The sequence below is a fragment of the Streptomyces sp. NPDC001393 genome, from assembly GCF_053597455.1.
Map to the genome: position 1 here is coordinate 49,618 of NZ_JBSFIH010000008.1, position 19,936 is coordinate 69,553.

General features: G+C 72.5%; 20 protein-coding genes and 2 pseudogenes. 14 read left to right on the top strand and 8 right to left on the bottom strand.

Going from position 1 to position 19,936, the window contains the following annotated elements; genetic code table 11:
- Positions 1-190 precede the first annotated feature (190 nt).
- From ACWC2T_RS12100 to ACWC2T_RS12125, 6 genes and pseudogenes are all read left to right on the top strand, one after another.
- Positions 191-451 (top strand): Na(+)/H(+) antiporter subunit B, encoded by a 261-nt coding sequence (locus tag ACWC2T_RS12100; RefSeq protein WP_450670255.1) that lies wholly within the window; start codon positions 191-193, stop codon positions 449-451.
- Positions 448-1,193: pseudogene (locus ACWC2T_RS12105) on the top strand (MnhB domain-containing protein). Before ACWC2T_RS12100 ends, ACWC2T_RS12105 begins: the two are co-directional and overlap by 4 nt.
- A gap of 8 nt (positions 1,194-1,201) precedes the next feature.
- A complete protein-coding gene (locus ACWC2T_RS12110) occupies positions 1,202-1,549 on the top strand; it encodes a sodium:proton antiporter (protein WP_450670398.1) in 348 nt (115 codons plus the stop codon).
- Positions 1,549-2,694: pseudogene (locus tag ACWC2T_RS12115) on the top strand (complex I subunit 5 family protein); the annotation flags it as partial. The gene ACWC2T_RS12110 and the pseudogene ACWC2T_RS12115, both read left to right, overlap by 1 nt.
- Before the next feature lie 224 nt (positions 2,695-2,918).
- Complete coding sequence (locus ACWC2T_RS12120) at positions 2,919-5,222, top strand: ArnT family glycosyltransferase (RefSeq protein WP_450670256.1); 2,304 nt, start codon at positions 2,919-2,921, stop codon at positions 5,220-5,222.
- Between the two features lie 44 nt (positions 5,223-5,266).
- Positions 5,267-6,223 (top strand): ribose-phosphate diphosphokinase, encoded by a 957-nt coding sequence (locus tag ACWC2T_RS12125; protein WP_450670257.1) that lies wholly within the window; start codon positions 5,267-5,269, stop codon positions 6,221-6,223.
- Here ACWC2T_RS12125 and ACWC2T_RS12130 read toward each other — a convergent pair.
- The gene (locus tag ACWC2T_RS12130; RefSeq protein WP_450670258.1) at positions 6,198-6,572 is read right to left on the bottom strand and encodes an anti-sigma factor antagonist; all 375 of its coding nucleotides are present in this window, start codon (positions 6,570-6,572) and stop codon (positions 6,198-6,200) included. The genes ACWC2T_RS12125 and ACWC2T_RS12130 overlap by 26 nt on opposite strands.
- Positions 6,573-6,724: 152 nt before the next feature.
- Positions 6,725-7,675, bottom strand: a complete 951-nt coding sequence (locus tag ACWC2T_RS12135; RefSeq protein ID WP_450670259.1) for an NADP-dependent oxidoreductase — start codon at positions 7,673-7,675, stop codon at positions 6,725-6,727.
- 71 nt (positions 7,676-7,746) lie between these two features.
- Here ACWC2T_RS12135 and ACWC2T_RS12140 point away from each other — a divergent pair, with 71 nt between their 5' ends.
- Positions 7,747-8,715 (top strand): GlxA family transcriptional regulator, encoded by a 969-nt coding sequence (locus ACWC2T_RS12140; protein ID WP_450670260.1) that lies wholly within the window; start codon positions 7,747-7,749, stop codon positions 8,713-8,715.
- A 1-nt stretch (position 8,716) separates the two neighbouring features.
- Here the strand turns inward: ACWC2T_RS12140 and ACWC2T_RS12145 are convergent, their stop codons facing one another.
- Both ACWC2T_RS12145 and ACWC2T_RS12150 read right to left on the bottom strand, forming a co-directional pair.
- Positions 8,717-10,342, bottom strand: coding sequence for an amidohydrolase (locus ACWC2T_RS12145; protein ID WP_450670261.1), 1,626 nt, complete (start codon positions 10,340-10,342; stop codon positions 8,717-8,719).
- A gap of 18 nt (positions 10,343-10,360) precedes the next feature.
- Positions 10,361-11,863 (bottom strand): APC family permease, encoded by a 1,503-nt coding sequence (locus ACWC2T_RS12150; protein ID WP_450670262.1) that lies wholly within the window; start codon positions 11,861-11,863, stop codon positions 10,361-10,363.
- 125 nt (positions 11,864-11,988) lie between these two features.
- Here ACWC2T_RS12150 and ACWC2T_RS12155 point away from each other — a divergent pair, with 125 nt between their 5' ends.
- The gene (locus ACWC2T_RS12155; protein WP_450670263.1) at positions 11,989-12,708 is read left to right on the top strand and encodes a TetR/AcrR family transcriptional regulator; all 720 of its coding nucleotides are present in this window, start codon (positions 11,989-11,991) and stop codon (positions 12,706-12,708) included.
- A gap of 44 nt (positions 12,709-12,752) precedes the next feature.
- Complete coding sequence (locus ACWC2T_RS12160) at positions 12,753-13,220, top strand: pyridoxamine 5'-phosphate oxidase family protein (protein WP_450670264.1); 468 nt, start codon at positions 12,753-12,755, stop codon at positions 13,218-13,220.
- Between the two features lie 35 nt (positions 13,221-13,255).
- On the opposite strand, the gene ACWC2T_RS12165 is transcribed toward ACWC2T_RS12160, so the two are convergent.
- Positions 13,256-13,564: a DUF4235 domain-containing protein gene (locus ACWC2T_RS12165; protein ID WP_450670265.1), complete on the bottom strand. Its 309-nt coding sequence runs from the start codon at positions 13,562-13,564 to the stop codon at positions 13,256-13,258.
- Between the two features lie 226 nt (positions 13,565-13,790).
- Here ACWC2T_RS12165 and ACWC2T_RS12170 point away from each other — a divergent pair, with 226 nt between their 5' ends.
- On the top strand, positions 13,791-14,789 hold the full coding sequence (locus tag ACWC2T_RS12170) for a cation diffusion facilitator family transporter (RefSeq protein ID WP_450670266.1): 999 nt from the start codon (positions 13,791-13,793) through the stop codon (positions 14,787-14,789).
- An 89-nt stretch (positions 14,790-14,878) separates the two neighbouring features.
- Here ACWC2T_RS12170 and ACWC2T_RS12175 read toward each other — a convergent pair whose 3' ends face one another.
- Positions 14,879-15,328: a nitroreductase family deazaflavin-dependent oxidoreductase gene (locus ACWC2T_RS12175; RefSeq protein WP_450670267.1), complete on the bottom strand. Its 450-nt coding sequence runs from the start codon at positions 15,326-15,328 to the stop codon at positions 14,879-14,881.
- Between the two features lie 352 nt (positions 15,329-15,680).
- Between ACWC2T_RS12175 and ACWC2T_RS12180 the strand changes: the two genes are divergently transcribed.
- Positions 15,681-16,910 carry a cytochrome P450 gene (locus ACWC2T_RS12180; protein WP_450670268.1) on the top strand — a complete coding sequence of 410 codons (1,230 nt, stop codon included), beginning with the start codon at positions 15,681-15,683 and terminating at the stop codon, positions 16,908-16,910.
- A 12-nt stretch (positions 16,911-16,922) separates the two neighbouring features.
- Positions 16,923-17,111, top strand: coding sequence for a ferredoxin (locus ACWC2T_RS12185; RefSeq protein WP_450670269.1), 189 nt, complete (start codon positions 16,923-16,925; stop codon positions 17,109-17,111).
- On the opposite strand, the gene ACWC2T_RS12190 is transcribed toward ACWC2T_RS12185, so the two are convergent.
- Positions 17,098-17,682, bottom strand: a complete 585-nt coding sequence (locus tag ACWC2T_RS12190) for a TetR/AcrR family transcriptional regulator (RefSeq protein WP_450670399.1) — start codon at positions 17,680-17,682, stop codon at positions 17,098-17,100. The genes ACWC2T_RS12185 and ACWC2T_RS12190 overlap by 14 nt on opposite strands.
- Positions 17,683-17,831: 149 nt before the next feature.
- Here ACWC2T_RS12190 and ACWC2T_RS12195 point away from each other — a divergent pair, with 149 nt between their 5' ends.
- On the top strand, positions 17,832-18,290 hold the full coding sequence (locus ACWC2T_RS12195) for a nuclear transport factor 2 family protein (RefSeq protein ID WP_450670270.1): 459 nt from the start codon (positions 17,832-17,834) through the stop codon (positions 18,288-18,290).
- A 42-nt stretch (positions 18,291-18,332) separates the two neighbouring features.
- Positions 18,333-18,857, top strand: a complete 525-nt coding sequence (locus ACWC2T_RS12200) for a flavoprotein (protein ID WP_450670271.1) — start codon at positions 18,333-18,335, stop codon at positions 18,855-18,857.
- Here ACWC2T_RS12200 and ACWC2T_RS12205 read toward each other — a convergent pair.
- Complete coding sequence (locus ACWC2T_RS12205; protein WP_450670272.1) at positions 18,854-19,705, bottom strand: hypothetical protein; 852 nt, start codon at positions 19,703-19,705, stop codon at positions 18,854-18,856. The genes ACWC2T_RS12200 and ACWC2T_RS12205 overlap by 4 nt on opposite strands.
- Between the last annotated feature and the right edge of the window lie 231 nt (positions 19,706-19,936).

Below are 19,936 nucleotides of genomic sequence, written 5' to 3' on the forward strand. Positions count from 1 at the left end.
CGCGCTGGGGCGGAGCCAAGGGGCGCGCGGCGGCGAATACGCGCGCGGTGCGGTCAAGGGGATGTGGCGTGACGGATGCGGTTGCCGGGCCGTTGCGGGAGTGTGCCGGGGCCGTCGCCCCCGTCCCGCGGTGGGCGGAGGGCCGTGCGATGGCTGACGTGCCGTCAGCCAGGTCGGGCGGAGGTGCGGCATGGACGACGCCGTGATCGTCGTGGCGCTGCTCCTGACGGCCGCCTCCGCCACCGCCGCCGTGCTCCAGCGCGACCCCGCCCGACAGGCACTGGTGCTGTCCGTGCTCGGCACCGTCCTCGCCGTGCTGTTCACCGTGTTCCAGGCCCCGGACGTCGGCCTGTCCCAGCTGGCCGTCGGCTCCGCGCTCACCCCGCTGCTCATCATGCTGAGCGTGCGCAAGGTCAGACGACGTGGCCGTGCGAAGGAGGGCGCGCGGTGAACCGGCTGCGCCTCACCCTGCCGGCCGTCGGCGGCACCGGCCTGGCCGCCCTGCTCGTCGCGGCGTCGCGGCCTGCTTCGACCTGCCCGGCTTCGGCGGCCGGAGCCATCCGTACGGCACCCGGGCCGTGCACGCCTCCCTCACCCGGCACACCGCCAACACCATCGCCTCCGTCAACTTCGACCAGCGTGCCTACGACACCCTCGGCGAGATGACCATCCTGTTCTCCGCCGTGCTCGGCTGCGTGGTGCTGCTGCGCCAGGCCCGCGACGAGCACCGCGCACAGCCGCAACCCGCCGAGGTGGCCCGCCCGGTGCGCCGCTACACCCTGATCGTGCTGCCCGTCGCCCTGGTCACCGGCCTCTACGTCATCGCCCACGGCCAGCTCAGCCCCGGCGGCGGCTTCCAGGGCGGAGTCGTCGCCGCGACCGCCCTGCACCTGCTGTACCTCGGCGCCGACTACCGCGCGCTGGAACGCGTCCGCCCGATCACCGCCTTCGAGACCTCCGACGCGCTCGCCGTCTCCTGCTACCTCGTGCTGGGCGTCGCCTGAGTCCTGGCCGGCACCGCGTTCCTCGCCAACACGCTGCTGCCGTACGGCACCTTCAACACCCTGTCCTCCGGCGGCACCGTCCCCCTGCTGAACGCGGCCATCGGCATGGAGGTGGCCAGCGCGGTCGTCGTGCTGCTCGCGAACTTCCTGGACCAGGCCGTCGAGATCGAGGAGGAGCACGGGAGTTGACCACCGTGATGCACGTCCTTCCCCACCTGGTCGCCGCCTACGTCTTCCTGGCCGGCGCTTACGGCCTCGCCACCAGCCGAAACCTCATCCACGCCGTCGGTTGCCTCGCGGTCTGCCAGTCCTCCACCTATGTGCTGCTGCTGGCGGTCGGCTACCGGGACGGCGCCACCGCACCCGTCTTCTCCGACCTCGAGCCCGGCTCCCGCCCGGTGGTCGACCCGCTCGTCCAGGCGCTCACCCTCACCGACATCGTCGTCGGCGCCACCGCCACCGCGCTGCTGCTCTCGCTCGTCCTGCAGATCGCCAAGCGGCACGGCACGGTCGACCCCGACGAACTGCGGGAGCTGCGCGGCTGATGCACCACCTGCTCCCGCTGCTCGTCGCCATCCCCCTGCTCGGCGCCGCCCTGCTGTCGGCCGCCGGCCGCCATCTGCCCCGGACCGCCGCCGAGGTCGCCGGTTTCGTGGTCTCCGGCGGTACGGCCGCCCTGGCCCTGGTGCTGCTGCCGAACTCCTCGCCGCCGATGGTGGAGTGGGTCGGCGGCTGGCTGCCCGTCGGCGGCGAGAGCGTCGGCATCGTCGTGGTCGGCGACGGACCCTCGCTCGGCATGGCCGCCCTGTTCTCCGTGCTGACGCTGGCCGCACTCGCCTACTCCTGGCGCTACTTCGACGAACCGCCGCGCGGTCACCCCGGCGCCTTCACCGCGCTGATGCTGGTGTTCCAGGGCGGCATGTGCGGGTTCGCCATCGCCGGCGACCTGTTCAACGCGTTCGTCTTCTTCGAGCTGATGAGCGTCACCGCATACGCGCTCACCGGCTACCGCATCGACGACCCGAAGGCCGTACAGGGCGCGCTGACCTTCGGCGTCATCAACTCCCTCGGCGCCTACGCCCTGTTGATGGGCATCGCCCTGCTGTACGCCCGCACCGGCGAGCTGGCCATGACGAAGATCGGGCGCGGTCTCGACGCGGCGGCGGGACACGGCGGAGCGGACGCCCTCGTCCTCGCCTCCTTCGTCCTCGTGCTGACCGGGCTGCTGGTGAAGGCGGCCGCCGCCCCCTTCCACTTCTGGCTCCCGGACGCCCATGCCGTCGCCCCCACCCCGGTCTGCATGCTGCTGTCCGGCGTGATGGTCGAACTCGTCGTCTACGGCGTCTGGCGGGTGTACGGCACCGTCTTCGCCGGACCCGGCGGCATCCCCGCCACCGATCTGACCCGGGCCCTGGTGACGCTCGGCACGCTCACGGCCGCGACCGGCGCCGTCATGTGCTGGTACCAGCGGCACATCAAGCGCCTCCTGGCCTACTCCACCATCGCCCACACGGGCCTGTTCCTCGTGGGCATCGGCATCCTCACCCCGCAGGGCGACGACGGGGTCGCCCTCTACATCCTCGGGCACGCCGGGGTGAAGGCCGCACTGTTCGCGTGCGCGGGCGTGCTGCTCGACCGGTACGGCAGCCTCGACGAACACGAGCTGCACGGCCGGGCCCGCGAACTGCGCGCGAGCACTGGCCCTGCCCGGGGTGCTCGGTGGCTGACCGGCACCTGTGGGACAGCTGTCGAATTCCTGTGTACGGCGGAGTCCAGGCGCAGGTAAGGAGCGTACTTTTCTGCTGCAAATTCGAAGTTGTGTGATTAAAGAGATGCCCTGGGGGTGGTGAGAGTTTCCTTGAAGGGGGCCGTACGGGCGCGGTCGGGGCGCGCGGTTGACCAACACTGCTGCCCATGGCCACGAAAGTCCTCGACGCAACCGCGCCCACCGGTGCCCTCCGCCGCGCACCCTGGCGATCCCCGGCGGACGAGCCCGCGTACGCGCGTCCGGTGCTGCTGCTCCTCACCGTGCTCGCCGCCGTTCTCTACGGCTGGGGCATCGACCACAGCCAGTACCACACCTTCTATGCGAGCGCCGCCCGCAGCATGACGGAGAGCTGGAAGGCGTTCTTCTACGGCTCTTTCGACCCCGGGAATTCCATCACCCTCGACAAACTGCCGGGATTCCTCTGGCCGCAGGCGCTCTCCGCGAGACTTTTCGGATTCCATCCCTGGGCCCTGGTCCTGCCGCAGGTCCTGGAGGGCGTGGCCAGTCTGCTCGTCCTGCACCGCATGGTGCGCCGCTGGGCCGGTGTGCACGCGGCGCTGATCGCCTGCACGGCCTTCCTGGTGACCCCTGTGGCGGTCGGGTTGTTCCGCACCGCGGTGGAGGATCCCGCGTTCACCCTGTGTCTGCTGCTGGCGGCGGAGGCCACCCAGCGCGCCGCCCGCGACGGCCGGCTGCGCCCGCTGCTGGCCGCCGGTGTCTGGGTCGGCCTCGGCTTCCAGGCCAAGATGCTGGAGGCGTGGGCCGTACTGCCGGCGCTCGCCCTGGTCTACGCGCTGTCCGCACCGCTCACGCTGCGCCGGCGCCTGGTGCACCTCGGCGTGTCCGCTGCGGTGATGACGGCCGTGTCGGCGTCGTGGATGCTCGCCGTCACCCTCACCCCGGCCAAGGACCGGCCGTATGTGGATGGCACCACCAACAACTCCGCGTTCAGCATGGTGGTCGGCTACAACTTCCTGAACCGCTTCTCCTCGCTCGGCATCAGCGCGGCCTCCACGGGCAGCGTGAGCGCGACCCAGGGCGGCGGAGGCGGTCACGGCGGCGCCGGACACACATTCGGCGTGGCGGGCGGCACGGGCGCCGCGGGTATCGGGCAGCATCCCGGTGCTGGGGCGCGCGGCGGCACCGGGACGTCCGGCGCGGCCGGGGCGCGCGGCGCCTGGAACGGCGGTTCTGTCCGGGACTCCCGTGGAGTGCCGGCCGCCGGGGCCACGGCTGCCCGCGCGGGGAACGGCCGACAGGCCGTCGGCGGGTTCGGTGACGACCAGAACGGCTGGTCGAAGATGTTCGGCACGTCGCTCGCCTCCCAGACCGGCTGGTTCTACCCGTTCGCCGCCGTGGCCGCGGTCCTGGGACTGCTGTGGTGCCGGGGACGGCCCCGCACCGACCGGCTGCGCGCCGGGTACCTGCTGTGGACCGCCTGGCTCGCCCTGTACTTCCTGGTCTTCAGCGCCGGCAGCGTCGGCGGACACACCTACTACATGGGCGTGATCGCGGTGCCGCTCGCCGCCCTGACCGGAGCCGGGAGCGTGCAGATGTGGCGCGCCCACCGGGCCGGCGGCCGCCGCGCCTGGGCCCTGCCGGGCGCGGTCGCGGCGACCGCCGCCTGGGCCGCGTACCTCGCGAGCCGGTTCCCGTCGTTCGTGCCCTGGCTGGCGCCCGCGGTGGCCGTGCTCGGACTCGCCGCCGTCGTGCTGCTCCTGCTGTCCCGGCCCGGGCGTCCGCGCGCCGGCGGCCGCCTCGCGCTCGCCGGGCTGGCCGCCTCCCTGGCCGCCCTGCTCCTCGCGCCGAGCGCGTGGGCCGTACAGGTCTTCAGTCCCGGCTACCGCGGCTCCACCATGGGCGCGGTCGGCCCGTCCGGCGCGAACCCCGGCCATGGGGCGGGGCGTTCGGGGGCCGGGCGGTTCGGCCAGGCGGCCTGGACCGGCGGGGGGATGTTCGGGCAGGCCGTGCGCGGCACGGGCCGGGGAGAATCCGGCGGCTGGGGCGGTTTCGGCGGGCGGGGCGGTGTCGGCGGCGCCGACGGCGGCTCGCTGACCACGGACCAGCGCCGGCTGCTGGACTACGCCCGCGCCCACCAGGGTTCCGCCGCCTACACGCTCGTCACCAGCAGTTGGAGCACCGCGTCGCCGTACATCCTGGCGACCGGCGCCCATGTGCTGTCACTCGGTGGCTTCAGCGGCCGCGTGCCGTTCCCCACCGAGTCACGGTTCCGGCGGCTGGTCGACGCCGGCCAGGTGCGGTACGTGCTGCTCGGCGGTGGCCGGGGCATGGGCCTCGGGGCCGAAGGAGCGACCACGGCCGCCGCGCAGATCACCACCTGGGTGCGGTCCGCCTGCACCGAGGTACCGGCCTCGGCCTACGGAGGGACGGACCCCGGCGGCACGCCGACGGACACCGCACAGACGCTCTACCGGTGCGGCCCCCAGTAGGTAGCATGATCCCGGTCCTGCGGTGATCAGGCGAGGAGCGGATCGTGCGAGACATCGCCGTCTTCAGCGGCAACGCCCATCCCGATCTGGCGCGCGAGGTCTGCGCCCACCTCGGCGTGCCGCTCAGTCCCACCCGGATCAGCCGGTTCGCCAACGACTGCCTGGGGGTGCAGCTCCAGGCCAACTGCCGGGAGCGGGACGTCTTCCTGATCCAGCCGCTGGTCCGGCCGGTGCAGGAACACCTGGTGGAGCTGCTGCTGATGTGCGACGCCGCCCGGGGCGCCTCGGCGGCCCGGATCACCGTCGTCATGCCGCACTATTCCTACGCCCGCTCCGACAAGAAGGACGCGCCGCGCATCTCCATCGGCGGCCGGCTGGTCGCCGATCTGATCGTGGCGGCCGGCGCGGGCCGGGTGCTCGCCATGACCCTGCACTCCCCGCAGGTGCACGGCTTCTTCTCGGTGCCGGTCGACCATCTGAACGCGCTGCGCGAACTCGCCGCGCACTTCCGGCAGTACGACCTGACCCGCACCACGGTCGTCTCGCCGGACCTCGGCAACGCCAAGGAGGCCGCCGCCTTCGCCCGGCTGATCGGGGCTCCGGTGGCGGCCGGCGCCAAACAGCGGTTCGCGGACGACCGGGTGAGCATCAGCTCCGTCATCGGCGAGGTCACCGGCCGGGACGTCATCGTGCTGGACGACGAGATCGCCAAGGGCAGCACGGTGCTGGAACTTCTCGAGCGGCTGCGGGAGTTGGGTGCACGGTCGATCCGGGTGGCGTGCACGCACGGGCTGTTCGCGGCCGGCGCGCTGAAGCGGCTGAGCGAACAGCCGGACGTGCTGGAGATCGTCTGCACCAACACCGTGCCGCTCCCCCTGGAGGAGGAACACGCCGGGCACACCGACAAGCTGCGGGTGCTCTCCATCGCCCCGGCCCTGGCCGAGGCGGTGCGGCGCATCCACAACGGAGAATCGGTCAGCGCCCTGTTCGAGCAGTCGTAGTCAGCGCCGCGTCCAGCGACGGGTGCGGGGGCAGCAGCCGGGACAGCCCGGTGACCCGGAAGACCCGCAGCGTCAGCGGATGCGTGCACACCAGGTGCAGCTGCCCGCCGCCGTCCAGCACCCGGGCACGGGCCCGGTACAGCAGCCGCAGCCCCGAGCAGTCGAAGAACTCCACCGACCGCAGGTCGATGACGACCTGTGCCCCGGGCCGGCCGGTGACCCGGTCCAGGCACGGGCCGAGCTCCGTCGCCGAGACCAGGTCGATCTCGCCCCGCAACTCCAGCACCGTGTGCGCCCGGTGTTCGTACACACGGAGGTGACGGGTGAGTGGTGCAGGCTCGTCTCCCACGACGCATCACCTCCCACCCGTGCCCGGACGACGGTCTCCCGATCGTCAAGTTACCCTCGATGGAAGGAATTTGAGCATGTTCGGTTGACATATGTCTTCGAGTTCGAAGCGTGTCGCCCGGTAACCCCGCCCGGCCTGCCGGGTGGTGCGGCTCAGTCGACCACAAGGACCAGCTTCCCCGTGGTCCGTCCGGTGTCGCCCACTTCGTGCGCCTTCGCCGCCTCGGCCAGCGGGAACGTCCCGGCGATCGTCGCCTTCAGCTTCCCGGACTCCGCCAGCTTCGCGATCTCCTGCATCCCGGACCGGTCGGCGTCCACCAGCATGCGCACGGCCCGTACGCCGAGCCGCTCGGCCTCGTCGTGGAAGTCCTGGGACCCCATCGGCAGGATCGACACCACGACGCCGCCCGGCCGCAGCACCTTCAACGACTTGACGGAGGTGTCCCCGCCCAGCGTGTCCAGGACCACATCGACGTCCCGTACCGCCTCGGTGACGTCGGTCGTCCGGTAGTCGACCGGCTCGTCCACGCCGATCTCCCGCAGGAAGTCGTGCTTGCCCGCGCTGGCCGTGCCGATCACATACGCGCCGCGCGCCTTGGCGATCTGCACCGCCACATGGCCGACCCCGCCGGCCGCCGCGTGGATCAGCACCCGCTGTCCGGGCCGTACGTCCGCGTGCTCGGTCAGCGCCTGCCAGGCGGTCAGGGACACCAGCGGCAGCGCGCCCGCCTGCACATGGTCGAGGGAGGCCGGCTTGCGGGTGAGGGCACGCACCGGCGCGAGGACGTACTCGGCGTGCGAGCCGGCGCCGTAGGGGTAGGGCAGCATGCCGAAGACCTCGTCGCCCGGCGCGAAGGCGGCCACGCCGATCCCGGTCTCGGCGACCTCGCCGGACACGTCCCAGCCCAGCACGAACGGCGGCTCGCCCAGGAAGACGCCGAGGGCCCGGTGCTTCCAGTCGGTGGGGTTGACCCCGGCGGCCCGCACCCGGACCAGCACCTGGTTCGGTCCCGGCTTCGGTCGCTCCAGCTCCACTTCACGCAGTACCTCGGGACCGCCGAGGACGTCCTGGCTGATGGCTCGCATCGTGTTCACATCGCTCATGGTCACCCAGCCTGCCCGGGTTCGCGCGGCCGGGAAATGGCATGACAGTCACCTTTCGATAGGATCCTGCCATGGCTGATGTACCGCTGCGCACCCGGCGCCCCGAGCGGGTGGCCGTCCTCGCCCTGGACGGTGTCTACCCCTTCGAGCTGGGCATCCCCAGCCGGATCCTCGGCGCGGCCGACGGCCGCTACGAGGTGCTGACCTGCTCGGTCGACGGCCGGCCGGTGCCCAGCAGCGCCGACTTCACGATCGGCGTCCAGCACGGCCCCGAGATCCTGGACACGGCGGACACGGTGGTCGTCACCTCGATGCCCCCGGCCTACATCCCCGCCGAACTGCCCGCCGAGGTCACCGCCGCCCTCGCCCGCATCCGCCCGGACGCACGGATCGTCTCGATCTGCACGGCCGCGTTCGTCCTCGCCGAGGCCGGCCTGCTCGACGGCCGCAGGGCCACCACCCACTGGCACATGACGGAGCCGTTCCGGCGCCGCTTCCCGCAGGTCGACCTCGACCCGGACGTCCTCTTCGTCGCCGACGGGCGCATTCTCACCTCGGCCGGCGCCGCCGCCGGGGTCGACGTCTGCCTGCACATGGTGCGCACCGACCACGGCAGCGAGCTGGCCAACTTCGTCGCCCGCTGCTGTGTCGTCCCGCCGTTCCGGGACGGCGGCCAGGCCCAGTACATCGAACAGCCCGTCCCGCAGAGCGGCGCGGCGAGCACGGCCGGGACCCGGCTGTGGGCCCTGGAGCGGCTCGGTGAGCCGCTCACCCTGTCCGACCTCGCCGGCCACGCCCGGATGAGCCTGCGCACCTTCGCCCGCCGCTTCAACGACGAGGTCGGCCTCAGCCCCGGCCGCTGGCTGATCCAGCAGCGCGTCGCCCGCGCCCGGCATCTGCTGGAGTCCAGCGACCTGCCGGTGGACCGGATCGCCGCCGAGGTCGGCTTCGCCACCGGCGCCTCGCTGCGCCAGCACCTGCACGCCGCGATCGGGGTGTCCCCGCAGGCGTACCGGCGGACGTTCCAGCAGGCCCGCTGAATCACGGCGCGGCGTACACCAGTTCCCCGCCCACATAGGTGAGCGCCACGGCCGCCTCGGCGATCGCCTCCGGCGGCCCGGCGAACGGGTCGCGGTCCAGCACCACCAGGTCGGCGAGCGCGCCGACGGCCACCCGGCCGCTGTCGTCCAGATGGTTCACATACGCCGATCCGGCCGTGTACGCGCCCAGCGCGTCCGCGAGCGTGAGCCGCTCCCCGGGCAGGAACACCGGCCCGGTGCCGCCCGGCTCGACCCGGTTGACCGCGACATGGACGCCCTGGAGCGGATCGGGGCTGCTCACCGGCCAGTCGCTGCCCGCCGCGAGCCGCGCCCCCGAGCGCAGCAGCGCGCCGAACGGGTACTGCCACCCGGCCCGTTCGGGTCCGAGGAAGGGGATCGTCAGCTCGTCCATCTGCGGTTCGTGCGCGGCCCACAGCGGCTGGATGTTCGCGGTGGCGCCGAGCAGGGCGAAGCGGGGCACGTCGTCCGGGTGCACGATCTGGAGGTGCGCGAGATGCGGCCGGGTGTCGCTCGGCCCGTTCGCGGCGCGGGCCGCCTCGACGGCGTCCAGCGCGTCGCGTACGGCCCGGTCGCCCAGCGCGTGGAAGTGGCACTGGAAGCCGAGCGCATCCAACTCGGTGACGTACTTGGGCAGTTGCTCCGGGTCGATGAAGCTCTTGCCGCGGTTGCCGGTGGCGCACCCGCACCGGTCCAGATAGGGGTCCAGCAGCGCGGCTGTGCCGTTCTCGGCGACCCCGTCCAGCATCAGCTTCACCGCGCCCGCCCGGAGCCGTCCGTGGCTCAACTCCGCGCGCTTCTCCAGCAGTTCGGGGATCTGCTCGGCCCCGCGTTCCCGGTCCCACCACAGCGCGCCCCGCACCCGCGCGGTGAGCGAGCCGTCCCTGGCCGCCGTGCGATACGCCTCGGCCGGGTCGTCCATGCCGAGGAAGTCGCCGACCAGCGCGTCCTGCCAGGCGGTGATGCCGAGCGCGTGCAGATGCCGCTGGGCGTGCAGCAGCGCGGCCAGCCGGTCGGCCGGTGTGGCGGGCGGGGTGAGCCGGCCGACCAGCTGCATCGCACCCTCCTGGAGGGTGCCGCTCGGCTCTCCGGCGGCGCCCCGCTCGATCCGCCCGTCGGCCGGGTCGGGCGTGTCCCGGCCGATGCCGGCCAGCTCGAGCGCCCGGCTGTTGACCCAGGCCCCGTGGTGGTCCCGGTTCGGCAGATACACCGGGCGGTCCGGCACCACCGCGTCCAGCAGCTCCTTCGTCGGCGTACCGCCCGCGAACGCCTCCATCGACCAGCCCCCGCCCAGGATCCACTCCCGCTCCGGGCGGGCCTCGGCGTACGCCCGTACGGCGGCCACGGTCTCCTCGGCCGTCGTCGCGCCCGACAGATCGCACTGGGCCAGCTCCAGGCCCGCCGGCACCGGATGGACGTGCGCGTCCTGGAAGCCGGGCAGCAGCAGTCGTCCCGCGAGGTCGACCACCTCGGTGCACGGCCCGGCCAGGTCCCGCAGTTCGTCGTGCCCGACGGCGGTGATCCGGTCCCCGGTGACGGCCACGGCGGTCGCCGTACGGCCTCCCGGAGTGAGGACGGGGCCGCCGGTGAAGAGGAGATCAGCGTGCATGATGCCTTTCCTGACAGGTCAGTTGGAGGTGGTGAGCAGTTCGGGCGCGTCGGCGTCGGTGCCCGCCCCGGTGCAGAAGTACGGCGACCTGCGCACCCACTTGGCCCACGCCGCCGCCACGAATCCGGACGCGATCATCGCGACCGGCATCAGCAGCAGGAACCAGCCGTTGTCGGCGCGGAGTTCGAGGTGGTCGGCGGAGGTGTAGAAGGACCAGCCGAGATAGCCGCCGAGGCCCAGCAGGGCCAGTGCGCTGAGCGTGGGCAGCAGCACCGCCCGGACGCCCTGCCGCCAGTCGTCCCGCAGCAGGGCGCGGAACCGTACGGCGGCCGCCAGCGCGGTGAGCGCGTAGGACAGGGCGACGACGATCCCGACGGCGTTCACGATCGCGTCGATCATGTCGGCCAGGCGCGGGATCACCAGCGCCCCCGCGGCCACCGCGACGGCCAGCGCCCCGATCAGCAGCGTCCCGGCCGCCGGAGTCCCGTACCGGGCACTGACCCTGGACCACACCGGACCGAGGGTGCGGTCCCGGCTCATCGCGAACATCCCGCGCGCCGTCGGGATGACCCCGGCCTGCAGCGAGGCCACCGCCGAGAACATCAGGGCGACGAGCGGCAGCGCGGCCAGCGGCCGGTCCGCCAGCCGGTCGCCGTAGTACGCCAGCCCCTGCGCGCCATGACCGGCCAACTCGCCCTGTGTCAGCACCCGTTGGAAGGCGACCGAGCCGAGCAGGAACAGCCCGAGCATCGTCACCAGGGTGATGGTCCCGGCGCGAGAGGCGTCCCGGGGGTCCCGCACCTCCTCGTTGACGGTGAACGCCGCCTCGAACCCCCAGTAGCAGAACACCGACAGCAGCAGGCCCTGCGCCAGCGCGGTCGCCGAGGGGATCGCGAACGGGTCGAACCAGGAGAGGCGGAAGGAGTGCGGTCCGGTGACGATGCCGTAGCCGCAGAACCCGAGCAGCACGGCGTACTCGAAGACCAGCAGCCCGGTCTGCAGACGGGCGGCCGTGCGCACACCGGTCACGGCCGTCAGGGTGACGGCGACCAGGACGACGATCCCCACCGCCGTCGTCTGCGCGGTCGAGCCCGGGTCGAGCCCGAGCGGGCCGATCCGGTGCAGGCCTGCCTCCCCGGCCAGCTGCAGCAGCGCCGAACCCGTGACCGCCGTGGTGTAGGCGAGGAACGCCACGCTCGCCACGACGTTGACCCAGCCGGTCATGAAGCCGAGCCAGGGACTGAGCGAACGGCCCACCCACACATAGCCGTTGCCCGCGTTCGGCTCCACCCGGTTCAGCCGCGAGTAGGCGCCGGCGATCCCGAGGACGGGCAGGAACGCCAGCAGCATGATGGCCGGCAGATGCGGGCCGACCACGCCCGCGGTCACCCCGAGGCCGATGCCGATGCTGGTCGTGGCGGCCGTACTGGAGGCGGCCACGGCGACACCGTCCACCACGCTCAGGGACCTGCGCAGCTCGGGCCGCGCGGAGGGATCCACTCCGAAGGGTCTGTCACTCATGGCCGGTTCTCCGCTCGCACGGCGGGGCCCCGGACGGCCCCGGTGAGCGGAAATGAAACTGCCGGGGCCCTTAACAGGTCAACGGTGTTGTCATAAGGTGCCGGGCACAGCCCAGGGAGGCCTCCATGACCGACCGTGTCGTCCCGTCCACCGCCCGGCAGCGCCGCCGCCCCACCAAACAGGGCGTGGTGCTCTCCGAGGAGCTGATCGTGGCGACCGCCCTCCGGCTGATCGAGGAGCACGGCGCCGACGCGCTCTCCGTGCGCCGCCTCGGCCGGGCCCTCGGCGCCGACCCCAGCTCCCTCTACCGGTACTTCCGGCACACCGACGACCTGATGCTGGCCATCGCCGACGAACTGATCGGCCGTACCCTGCGGACCTGGCGGCCGACCGGTGACTGGATGGCCGACCTGCGCGACCTGGGCCTGCGCATGCACGCCGGCGCCCTCGCACACCCTCGGGCCGCGGTGCTCAGCGCCCACCGGGTCACCGGACGCGCCCAGGAGATCCAGGCCGTGGAGAGCATGCTCGGCGTGCTGCGCGGGGCGGGCTTCCCGGACCCGGAGGCGGTGCGGATCTACCACGCGTTCGTCGACCAGGCCCTCGCCTTCGGCGCCCTGGACTCCGCGGGCACCGCCCTGCCCCGGGCCGCGCGCGAGGCCGAGGCGGAGGTGTGGCGCAGCACCTACGGCACGCTGCCCGCCGAGACCCACCCGCACATCGCGGCCACCGCCCCCCATCTCGTCGCCACGATGCGCTCCAGCTCCTACCCGGCGGCTCTGGAACTGCTCCTGACGGCCGCCCGGACACGCCTTGATCGCATTCGTGCGGGGACCGGGGGCTGACGGCCACACTGGACGGGATCCGGATCCCGAGGAGGCCGTACGCCATGACCCCACCGCCCGCCCGCACCGCCGCCGAGCGCAAGAAGGACACCCTCCACCGGCTGGAGAACGACGTCGACGTGTGGGTCGCCACCGCCGGCCCCGACGGCGCCGCCCCGTATCTCGTGCCGCTGTCCTTCGTGTGGGACGGCGCCACCCTGCTGATCGCCACCCCGGCCGACAGTCCCACCGGCCGCAACCTCGTGGCCACCGGCCGGGCCCGCCTCGGCCTCGGCCCGACGCGGGACGTCGTCGTGATCGAGGGCACCGTCCAGTCGGTGACCCCGGAGGACCTCCCCGAGGAGGACGCCGAGGTCTTCGCCGGCAAGACCGGCTTCGACCCCCGCCGACTCGCCACCCGCTACCTGTACTTCAGGGTGCTCCCGCAGCGGGTCCAGGCCTGGCGCGAGGAGAACGAACTCAAGGGCAGGGAGCTGATGCGCAACGGAGAGTGGCGGACCGACGCCGGCTGAAGCGCCCCGAAGGGGCGCGGGGCCGTGCCGGCGGCTCAGTCCCGGCCCTCCTCCTTGGAGGCCACAGGCCAGACCCCCGTGGACCGGGCAATCGCCTTCGCCCCCGCCCGATGCACCGCGCTCTGCACCACCGCGAAGATCGCCCCCTGCACCGCCGAGGCCAGCAGGATCTCCCCCCACCCCCGGTCCTGGTCCAGCGCGTCGGGCGCCTCCTCCTCGTGCCGGAGCGCCATCCAGGCCTTCCGGAAGGCGACACCGGCCAGTGCGCCGCCCGTCCAGCTGAGCACGAAACCGATCGGCTGGTAGACGAAGGGAAGCTTCTTCTTCTTCTTTGTCTTGGCCATGTGTCACTTCTTCCTCGCCGGACGGCCCTCATGCGGACCGTCCCCCGGGGGCCACCCGTTCGCCGGGGGCCACCGGACGGACCGACCGGATATCGCCGGCCGGTCGGCCGGTCGGCGGACAGTTCCAGCCGCCGGAAGACCCCACCCGCTGCCTCCCGCCACCGCGTTCCCCGTTTTCCGCCGTACGCACGGTGTGATCCGCCCGCCCAGGGGCAGTCGGCGTTACGTGAGCGGGACATCCTCCGAACAGAGCCGCGGGGCGCCCGGCGCGGGCTCCGGGGCCGACCGGGACACCAAGGTCACCGTCCTGGTGGCGCTCGCCGCCAACCTGGTGATCGCCGGCGCCAAGGCCGTCGGCGGCCTCCTCGCCGGATCGCCCGCGCTGCTGTCCGAGGCCGCACACTCCGTCGCCGACAGCTTCAACGAGGTGTTCCTGCTGGCCGCGCTGCGCCGCAGCCGCCGCCCCGCGGACGAGCGGCACCCCTTCGGCTACGGCCAGGAACGCTTCTTCTGGTCCCTTCTCGCCGCCGTCGGCATCTTCGTCATGGGCGGTTGTTTCTCCTTCTTCCAGGGCTTCGAGGCCCTGCGCCAGGGCACCCAGGAGACGTTCGGCGGCTATGTGGCGGGCCTGATCGTGCTGGGTGTGGCCCTCGTCGCCGAGGGCGCCTCGCTGCTGCGGGCCCTGCACCAGGTGCGCCGGCGGGGCAGCGGCCTCGGCTCGCTGGGCGACCCGGCGCTGCGCACGGTGGTCGCCGAGGACAGCACGGCGGTGCTCGGCGTGACGCTCGCCCTCGCCGGGATGGGCCTGCACATGGTGACCGGCCAGGTCGCCTGGGAGGCGTCCGCCTCGCTGGCCATCGGCGTCCTGCTGGTGTACGTCGCCTACCGGCTCGGCCGTGACGCCCGCGACCGGCTGATCGGGGAGGCCGCGGATCCCGAGCTCAGCGGCCGGATCCGCGCCCTGCTGCGGGCACAGCCGGAGATCGACAGTGTGGAGGCGCTGTTCACGATGAAGATGGGCCTCGCCTCCACCCTGGTGGCCGCGCGCATCGACCTGGTGCCGGGGCTGGAGAGCGAGCGGGTGGAGGAGGTCGCCGTACGCATCAAGCGGTCGCTGACCCGGACGTTCCCCGAGGCCGACCAGATCTTCCTGGACGTGACCGACCGGCCGGCCGGCGAGGCACGGGAGAGCCCCGCCGCGACGGGGGAACGCGGCGGGGCCTGACGCACGAGTGCCCGCCCCCAGGCGGCTTCACACCTTTCCGGCGCGGAATTTTCCGATTCCCGCCGGTACCCGGCGCGAATCGGCTCCGCTCAGTCCACGTCCAGTGGCTCCAGCACGAAGACCGGGATCTCCCGCGACGTCTTCTCCTGGTAGTCGGCGTACGGCGGGTACGCGGCGACGGCCCGCTCCCACCACCGGGCCTTCTCCTCGCCGGTGACCTCACGGGCCCTCATGTCCCGCTTGACCGGCCCGTCCTGCAGCTCGACATGCGGATCGGACGTGATGTTGAAGTACCACACCGGGTGCCTGGGCGCGCCGCCCTGCGAGGCGACCACCGCGTACGTCCCCTCGTGCTCCACCCGCATGAGCGGCGTCTTGCGGATCTTTCCGCTCTTCGCGCCCCGGCTGGTCAGCACGATGACGGGCAGCCCGGTGTCCCTGAGTGTCGTGCCCTTCGTCCCACCGGAGCTCTCGTACAGCTCGACCTGCTCGCGCACCCACTGTGTCGGGCTGGGCTCGTACTCGCCCTCAAGAGGCATGGGAACCGTCCCCTTCGTCGGTCCAACAGCTGTCTGCCACCGGCATTCAACACCCAGGGCCCCGCGAATCATCCGTACCGCGGTCCGGTTGGGCGCGCGCGTCGAAGAGACCAGCCCAAGCCGCCCGCTGCGCCCCGCACCTGAACGTGCGGCGCGGTCCGGTCGTACGCCACTATGTGTACAAGGACAGTGGACACGTGCCGCACTCCGGCCGGAATCCATGGCTCCGACCACTCGTCTTCGGCCAGATCGCCCACATCACCGAACTGGCTGAACTTGGCGTCGCCCCATAGATGCCCGAGGCATCTAATGAAGATCGGCACGACGCACTCCTTCGTCTGCGAGGTCTTCCATGACGGAACTGACGGACCCCACCGGCCCGGCGCACCCGGCCGAACCCGTCTCCTTCCCGCAGGACCGCACCTGCCCCTACCAGCCGCCCACCGGATACGAGCCGCTGCGCGACGGGCGAGCTCTGTCCCGGGTCACCCTGTTCGACGGCCGCGAGGTCTGGGCGATCACCGCCCACGCCACCGCCCGCGCCCTGCTCGCCGACCCCCGCCTGTCCAGCGACCGCCGCCGTCCCGGCTTTCCCATCCCCGCGGAGCGGTTCGCGGGCGTCCGCGACCGCCGGGTGGCCCTGCTCGGGATGGACGATCCCGAACACCAGCGCCAGCGGCGGATGATGATCCCGTCGTTCACCGTCAAGCGCGCGACCGAGCTGCGGCCGTGGATCCAGCGCACCGTGGACGGGCTGCTGGACGCGATGATCGCGCAGGGGCCGCCCGCCGATCTGGTCCCCGCCTTCGCCCTGCCCGTGCCGTCGATGGTGATCTGCGGGCTGCTCGGAGTGCCGTACTCCGACCACGAGTTCTTCGAGGAGCAGTCCCGCAGGCTGCTACGCGGCCCACGGGCAGCCGACTCCGTGGCGGCCCGGGCACGTCTGGAGGAGTACCTCGGCGGGCTGATCGACGAGAAGGCGAAGCAGAGCGAGCCCGGCGACGGCATTCTCGACGACCTCGTCCACCATCAGCTGCGCGAGGGCACGGTGGACCGCGACGAACTCGTCTCGCTGGCCGTCATCCTGCTGGTCGCGGGCCATGAGACGACCGCCAACATGATCTCCCTCGGCACCTTCACCCTGCTCCAGCACCCCGAACGGCCGGCCGAGTTGCGCGCCGACCCGGCGCTGCTGCCCGCCGCCGTGGAGGAGCTGATGCGGATGCTGTCCATCGCGGAGGGGCTGGCGCGGGTGGCGCTGGAGGACATCGAGATCGCCGGCACCACCATCCGGGCCGGCGAGGGCGTGCTCTTCTCGACCTCGGTGATCAACCGCGATCCGGCCCTCTACGACGCCCCCGACACCCTGGACTTCCATCGCCCCGCCCGCCACCACGTGGCGTTCGGCTTCGGCATTCACCAGTGCCTGGGCCAGAACCTGGCCCGCGCGGAGCTGGAGATCGCCCTGGGCAGCCTGCTGACCCGGCTGCCGGGGCTGCGGCTGGCGGTCCCGGCCGAGGAGGTCCCCTTCAAACGCGGCGACACGATCCAGGGGATGCTGGAACTCCCCGTGACCTGGTAAGAGGCTCTGCTCATGCACATCGACATCGACAAGGACGTCTGTATCGGCGCCGGGCAGTGCGCACTGACGGCACCGGGCGTCTTCACCCAGGACGACGACGGCTACAGCACCCTGCTGCCCGGACGGGAGGACGGCGCGGGCGACCCGATGGTCCGGGAGGCGGCCCGCGCCTGCCCGGTGAGCGCGATCAGGCTGTCCTAGGCCGGCCGAACTCGTCCCGGCCGGCGGCCGCCACCAGGGCCCGCGCCGCCTCACGGGCCTCGGCCGCCGGACGGGTGGTCCCCGTGATGCCGGCCGTCACCATCGCCCCTTCGGCGAGCAGGAAGAGGGGGCCGGTGAGCGCGGCGGGGAGTCCGGCATCCGCCACGAGCGCGGCGAGGTGGTCCCGGAACGCCTCCTTGTGGGCGCGCACCTGCCCGGCGACCAGGGCGGAGGTGGCGCCCAGCTCGCCGTAGGCGTTGATCCAGGCGCAGCCGCGAAAGCCGTCCTCGCCGAACCACCCCTCCAGCCAGTCGAACACGGCCGGGATCCGCTCCCGTGGGTCCCGCTGCCGTGCCACATGCTCCGCGAGGCGCCCGCGCCAGCGCTCGTCCCGCCGGGCCAAGTAGGCCGCGACCAGCTGCTCCTTGGCGGGGAAGAGCTGGTAGAGGCGCTTGAGCGAGACACCGGACGCGTCGCGCAGTTCGTCCATGCCCACGGACTGCACGCCCCGGGCGTAGAACAGCTCCTCGGCCGCGTCGAGCGCCCTGTCCCGGGCGGCCGCGCTGTCCATCGGCGACACCATGACTCCTCATGACTCCTCGACGAGGTCGTTGACGTGTTCCCTGGCGCGCTCCTTGACGGAGAACGTGCGTTCTCCTACCGTAGCAGCCGCCTGGAGAACGATCGTTCTCCTCGTGTTGCCGAACTCAGGAGGAGCCCATGGCCGACCGTCCGCCTCTGCCGCCGTTCACCCGCGAGACCGCCGCGCAGAAGGTCCAGGCCGCCGAGGACGCCTGGAACACCCGCGACCCGCACAAGGTGGCGCTCGCCTACTCCGAGGACTCGGTCTGGCGCAACCGCGACACCTTCGTCACCGGCCGCGCCGGAATCGTCGCGTTCCTGACCGCCAAGTGGCAGCGCGAGCTGGACTACGCGCTGCGCAAGGACCTGTGGGCCTTCGACGGCAACCGCATCGCCGTCCGCTTCCAGTACGAGTCCCGGGACACGTCCGGCCAGTGGTGGCGTTCCTACGGCAACGAACTGTGGGAGTTCGACGAGCACGGCCTGATGACCCGGCGGGAGGCCAGCATCAACGACCTGGCCATCGAGGAGAAGCAGCGCCGCATCCACGGCCCGCGGCCCGAGGCCGAGCGGGGGCGGTCCTTCCCGCTTCAGTAGCGGGCCCGCTCCGTCAGTGGCCCCGTTCAGTAGGGTTCCCGGATGACCGAACAGGCCGAGAAGCGCTTCCTCTACGTCGTCGTCTGCGCGGCCGGGATCGCCGCGGGCGTCAGCAAACTGATCAGCGCCGCCCAGGAACGGGACTGGGAGGTGGGCGTCATCGCCACACCGGTCGCCATGGGCGGCTTCTTCGACAGCGAGGCCGTGGCGGCACAGACGGGCCGGCCCGTCAGATCGGCCTGGCGCACGCCGGCCGACCCGCGCCCCTTCCCGCCGCCGGACGCCGTCGTGGTGGCACCCGCCACCTTCAACACCCTCAACAAGTGGGCGGCCGGCATCGCCGACACCCTCGCGCTCGGCACCCTGTGCGAGGCCGCCGGCCTGGGCATACCGATCGCCGTCCTGCCCTGCGTCGCCGACGCACTGGCCGCCCACCCCGCCTACCGGGACAGTCTGGAACGGCTGCGCGGCATGGGCGTCCGCTTCGGCGACCCGTTCACCGGCGAGGTCCTGCCGGACGGCGGCCGGCCGGACCTCGCCTGGGAACGGGCGCTGGACCTGCTCTAGCGGCAGGTCAGCGTCGGTCCCGCCAGCATGTTGCCGGTGAACATGTCCTGGCCCTTCGGCACCCAGTAGCCGAGCTTCGACACCACCGTGGAGCACTTCGCCCCGACCGTGAAGCTGACCTTCAGCGTCTCCGGGTGGCCGGGCTGCAGCTCGGTCACCGTGCAGTCCAGGGAGTGCGCCAGCCGGGTCTTCGACGGGTACCGCCCCACCAGCGGGTTGACGCAGCGCTTGTCGGCCGTGCTGATCCGCAGACCGGTGCCCTCCTGGCCGATCATGCCCAGCCGCGCGTTGCCGTCGCCGTCGGTGCTGTTCCTGCGGATCGTGTACGTCACGGTGGTCGTGGCGTTGCGGCGCAGCACGGACTTGTCGACGGTGACGGAGTGCGTCGCCTGCGCCTTGGGCGCGGTCAGCGCGATGGTCGCGCTGACCGCGCCCTTCAGGTCGACACCGGCGGGCGTCGACCGCACGCGGACGGTCGCGCTGACGTCATAGGTGCCCGGACCCGGGTACAGACCCGAGCCGGGCAGGTTTCCGCTGCCCACCGTCTTGCCGGACCGGGCGACCTTCCAGGTGCCCTCGGTGCGGCAGGCGTAGCGGACCCTGGTGCGGCCGATCCGGCAGGTGGCCGGGGCCGTGATGTTGAATCTCGGGGAGCCGGTGTCCGCGCACAGGCTCACATCGGCCTGCTCACCGTGCGCACCGCGCAGTGTGCCGGCGAGTGTGCACAGGGTCGCGGGGGTCTCGGGCGCCGGCGCGGCGGCGGATTGTGCGCAGGCGGGGGTGACGAGGGCCAGCGGCAGCAGCGCTGCGCCGGCGAGGATCCTCAGGTTGGTGGAACGAGTCGGCACCGCGTTTCCTCCGGGGCGGCCGAGACCGGCCGGATGCCGGTCGCCTGCGCCGAGGATGAGCCGACAGTACGACGATCGGCCGACTCCCACGCCGGACGGTCACCTGGGGGCACCAATACAACGCCCCGAAGGGAAGCGCTCCGAAGGCGCGCGGGGCTGCTCCCTCCTGCCGACGCCGGGCGGCGCGGCGCGTGGCAGGATCACTTCGCTCATGCGCTCGGGTCGCCGAAC

Coding starts and splice junctions, on each gene's coding strand:
- ACWC2T_RS12100 (WP_450670255.1), top strand. CDS start 191: ATGGACGACGCCGTGATCGTCGTGGCGCTGCTCCTGACGGCCGCCTCC.
- ACWC2T_RS12110 (WP_450670398.1), top strand. CDS start 1,202: ATGCACGTCCTTCCCCACCTGGTCGCCGCCTACGTCTTCCTGGCCGGC.
- ACWC2T_RS12120 (WP_450670256.1), top strand. CDS start 2,919: ATGGCCACGAAAGTCCTCGACGCAACCGCGCCCACCGGTGCCCTCCGC.
- ACWC2T_RS12135 (WP_450670259.1), bottom strand. CDS start 7,675: ATGAGCGATGTGAACACGATGCGAGCCATCAGCCAGGACGTCCTCGGC.
- ACWC2T_RS12140 (WP_450670260.1), top strand. CDS start 7,747: ATGGCTGATGTACCGCTGCGCACCCGGCGCCCCGAGCGGGTGGCCGTC.
- ACWC2T_RS12145 (WP_450670261.1), bottom strand. CDS start 10,342: ATGCACGCTGATCTCCTCTTCACCGGCGGCCCCGTCCTCACTCCGGGA.
- ACWC2T_RS12150 (WP_450670262.1), bottom strand. CDS start 11,863: ATGAGTGACAGACCCTTCGGAGTGGATCCCTCCGCGCGGCCCGAGCTG.
- ACWC2T_RS12155 (WP_450670263.1), top strand. CDS start 11,989: ATGACCGACCGTGTCGTCCCGTCCACCGCCCGGCAGCGCCGCCGCCCC.
- ACWC2T_RS12160 (WP_450670264.1), top strand. CDS start 12,753: ATGACCCCACCGCCCGCCCGCACCGCCGCCGAGCGCAAGAAGGACACC.
- ACWC2T_RS12165 (WP_450670265.1), bottom strand. CDS start 13,564: ATGGCCAAGACAAAGAAGAAGAAGAAGCTTCCCTTCGTCTACCAGCCG.
- ACWC2T_RS12175 (WP_450670267.1), bottom strand. CDS start 15,328: ATGCCTCTTGAGGGCGAGTACGAGCCCAGCCCGACACAGTGGGTGCGC.
- ACWC2T_RS12180 (WP_450670268.1), top strand. CDS start 15,681: ATGACGGAACTGACGGACCCCACCGGCCCGGCGCACCCGGCCGAACCC.
- ACWC2T_RS12185 (WP_450670269.1), top strand. CDS start 16,923: ATGCACATCGACATCGACAAGGACGTCTGTATCGGCGCCGGGCAGTGC.
- ACWC2T_RS12190 (WP_450670399.1), bottom strand. CDS start 17,682: ATGGACAGCGCGGCCGCCCGGGACAGGGCGCTCGACGCGGCCGAGGAG.
- ACWC2T_RS12195 (WP_450670270.1), top strand. CDS start 17,832: ATGGCCGACCGTCCGCCTCTGCCGCCGTTCACCCGCGAGACCGCCGCG.
- ACWC2T_RS12200 (WP_450670271.1), top strand. CDS start 18,333: ATGACCGAACAGGCCGAGAAGCGCTTCCTCTACGTCGTCGTCTGCGCG.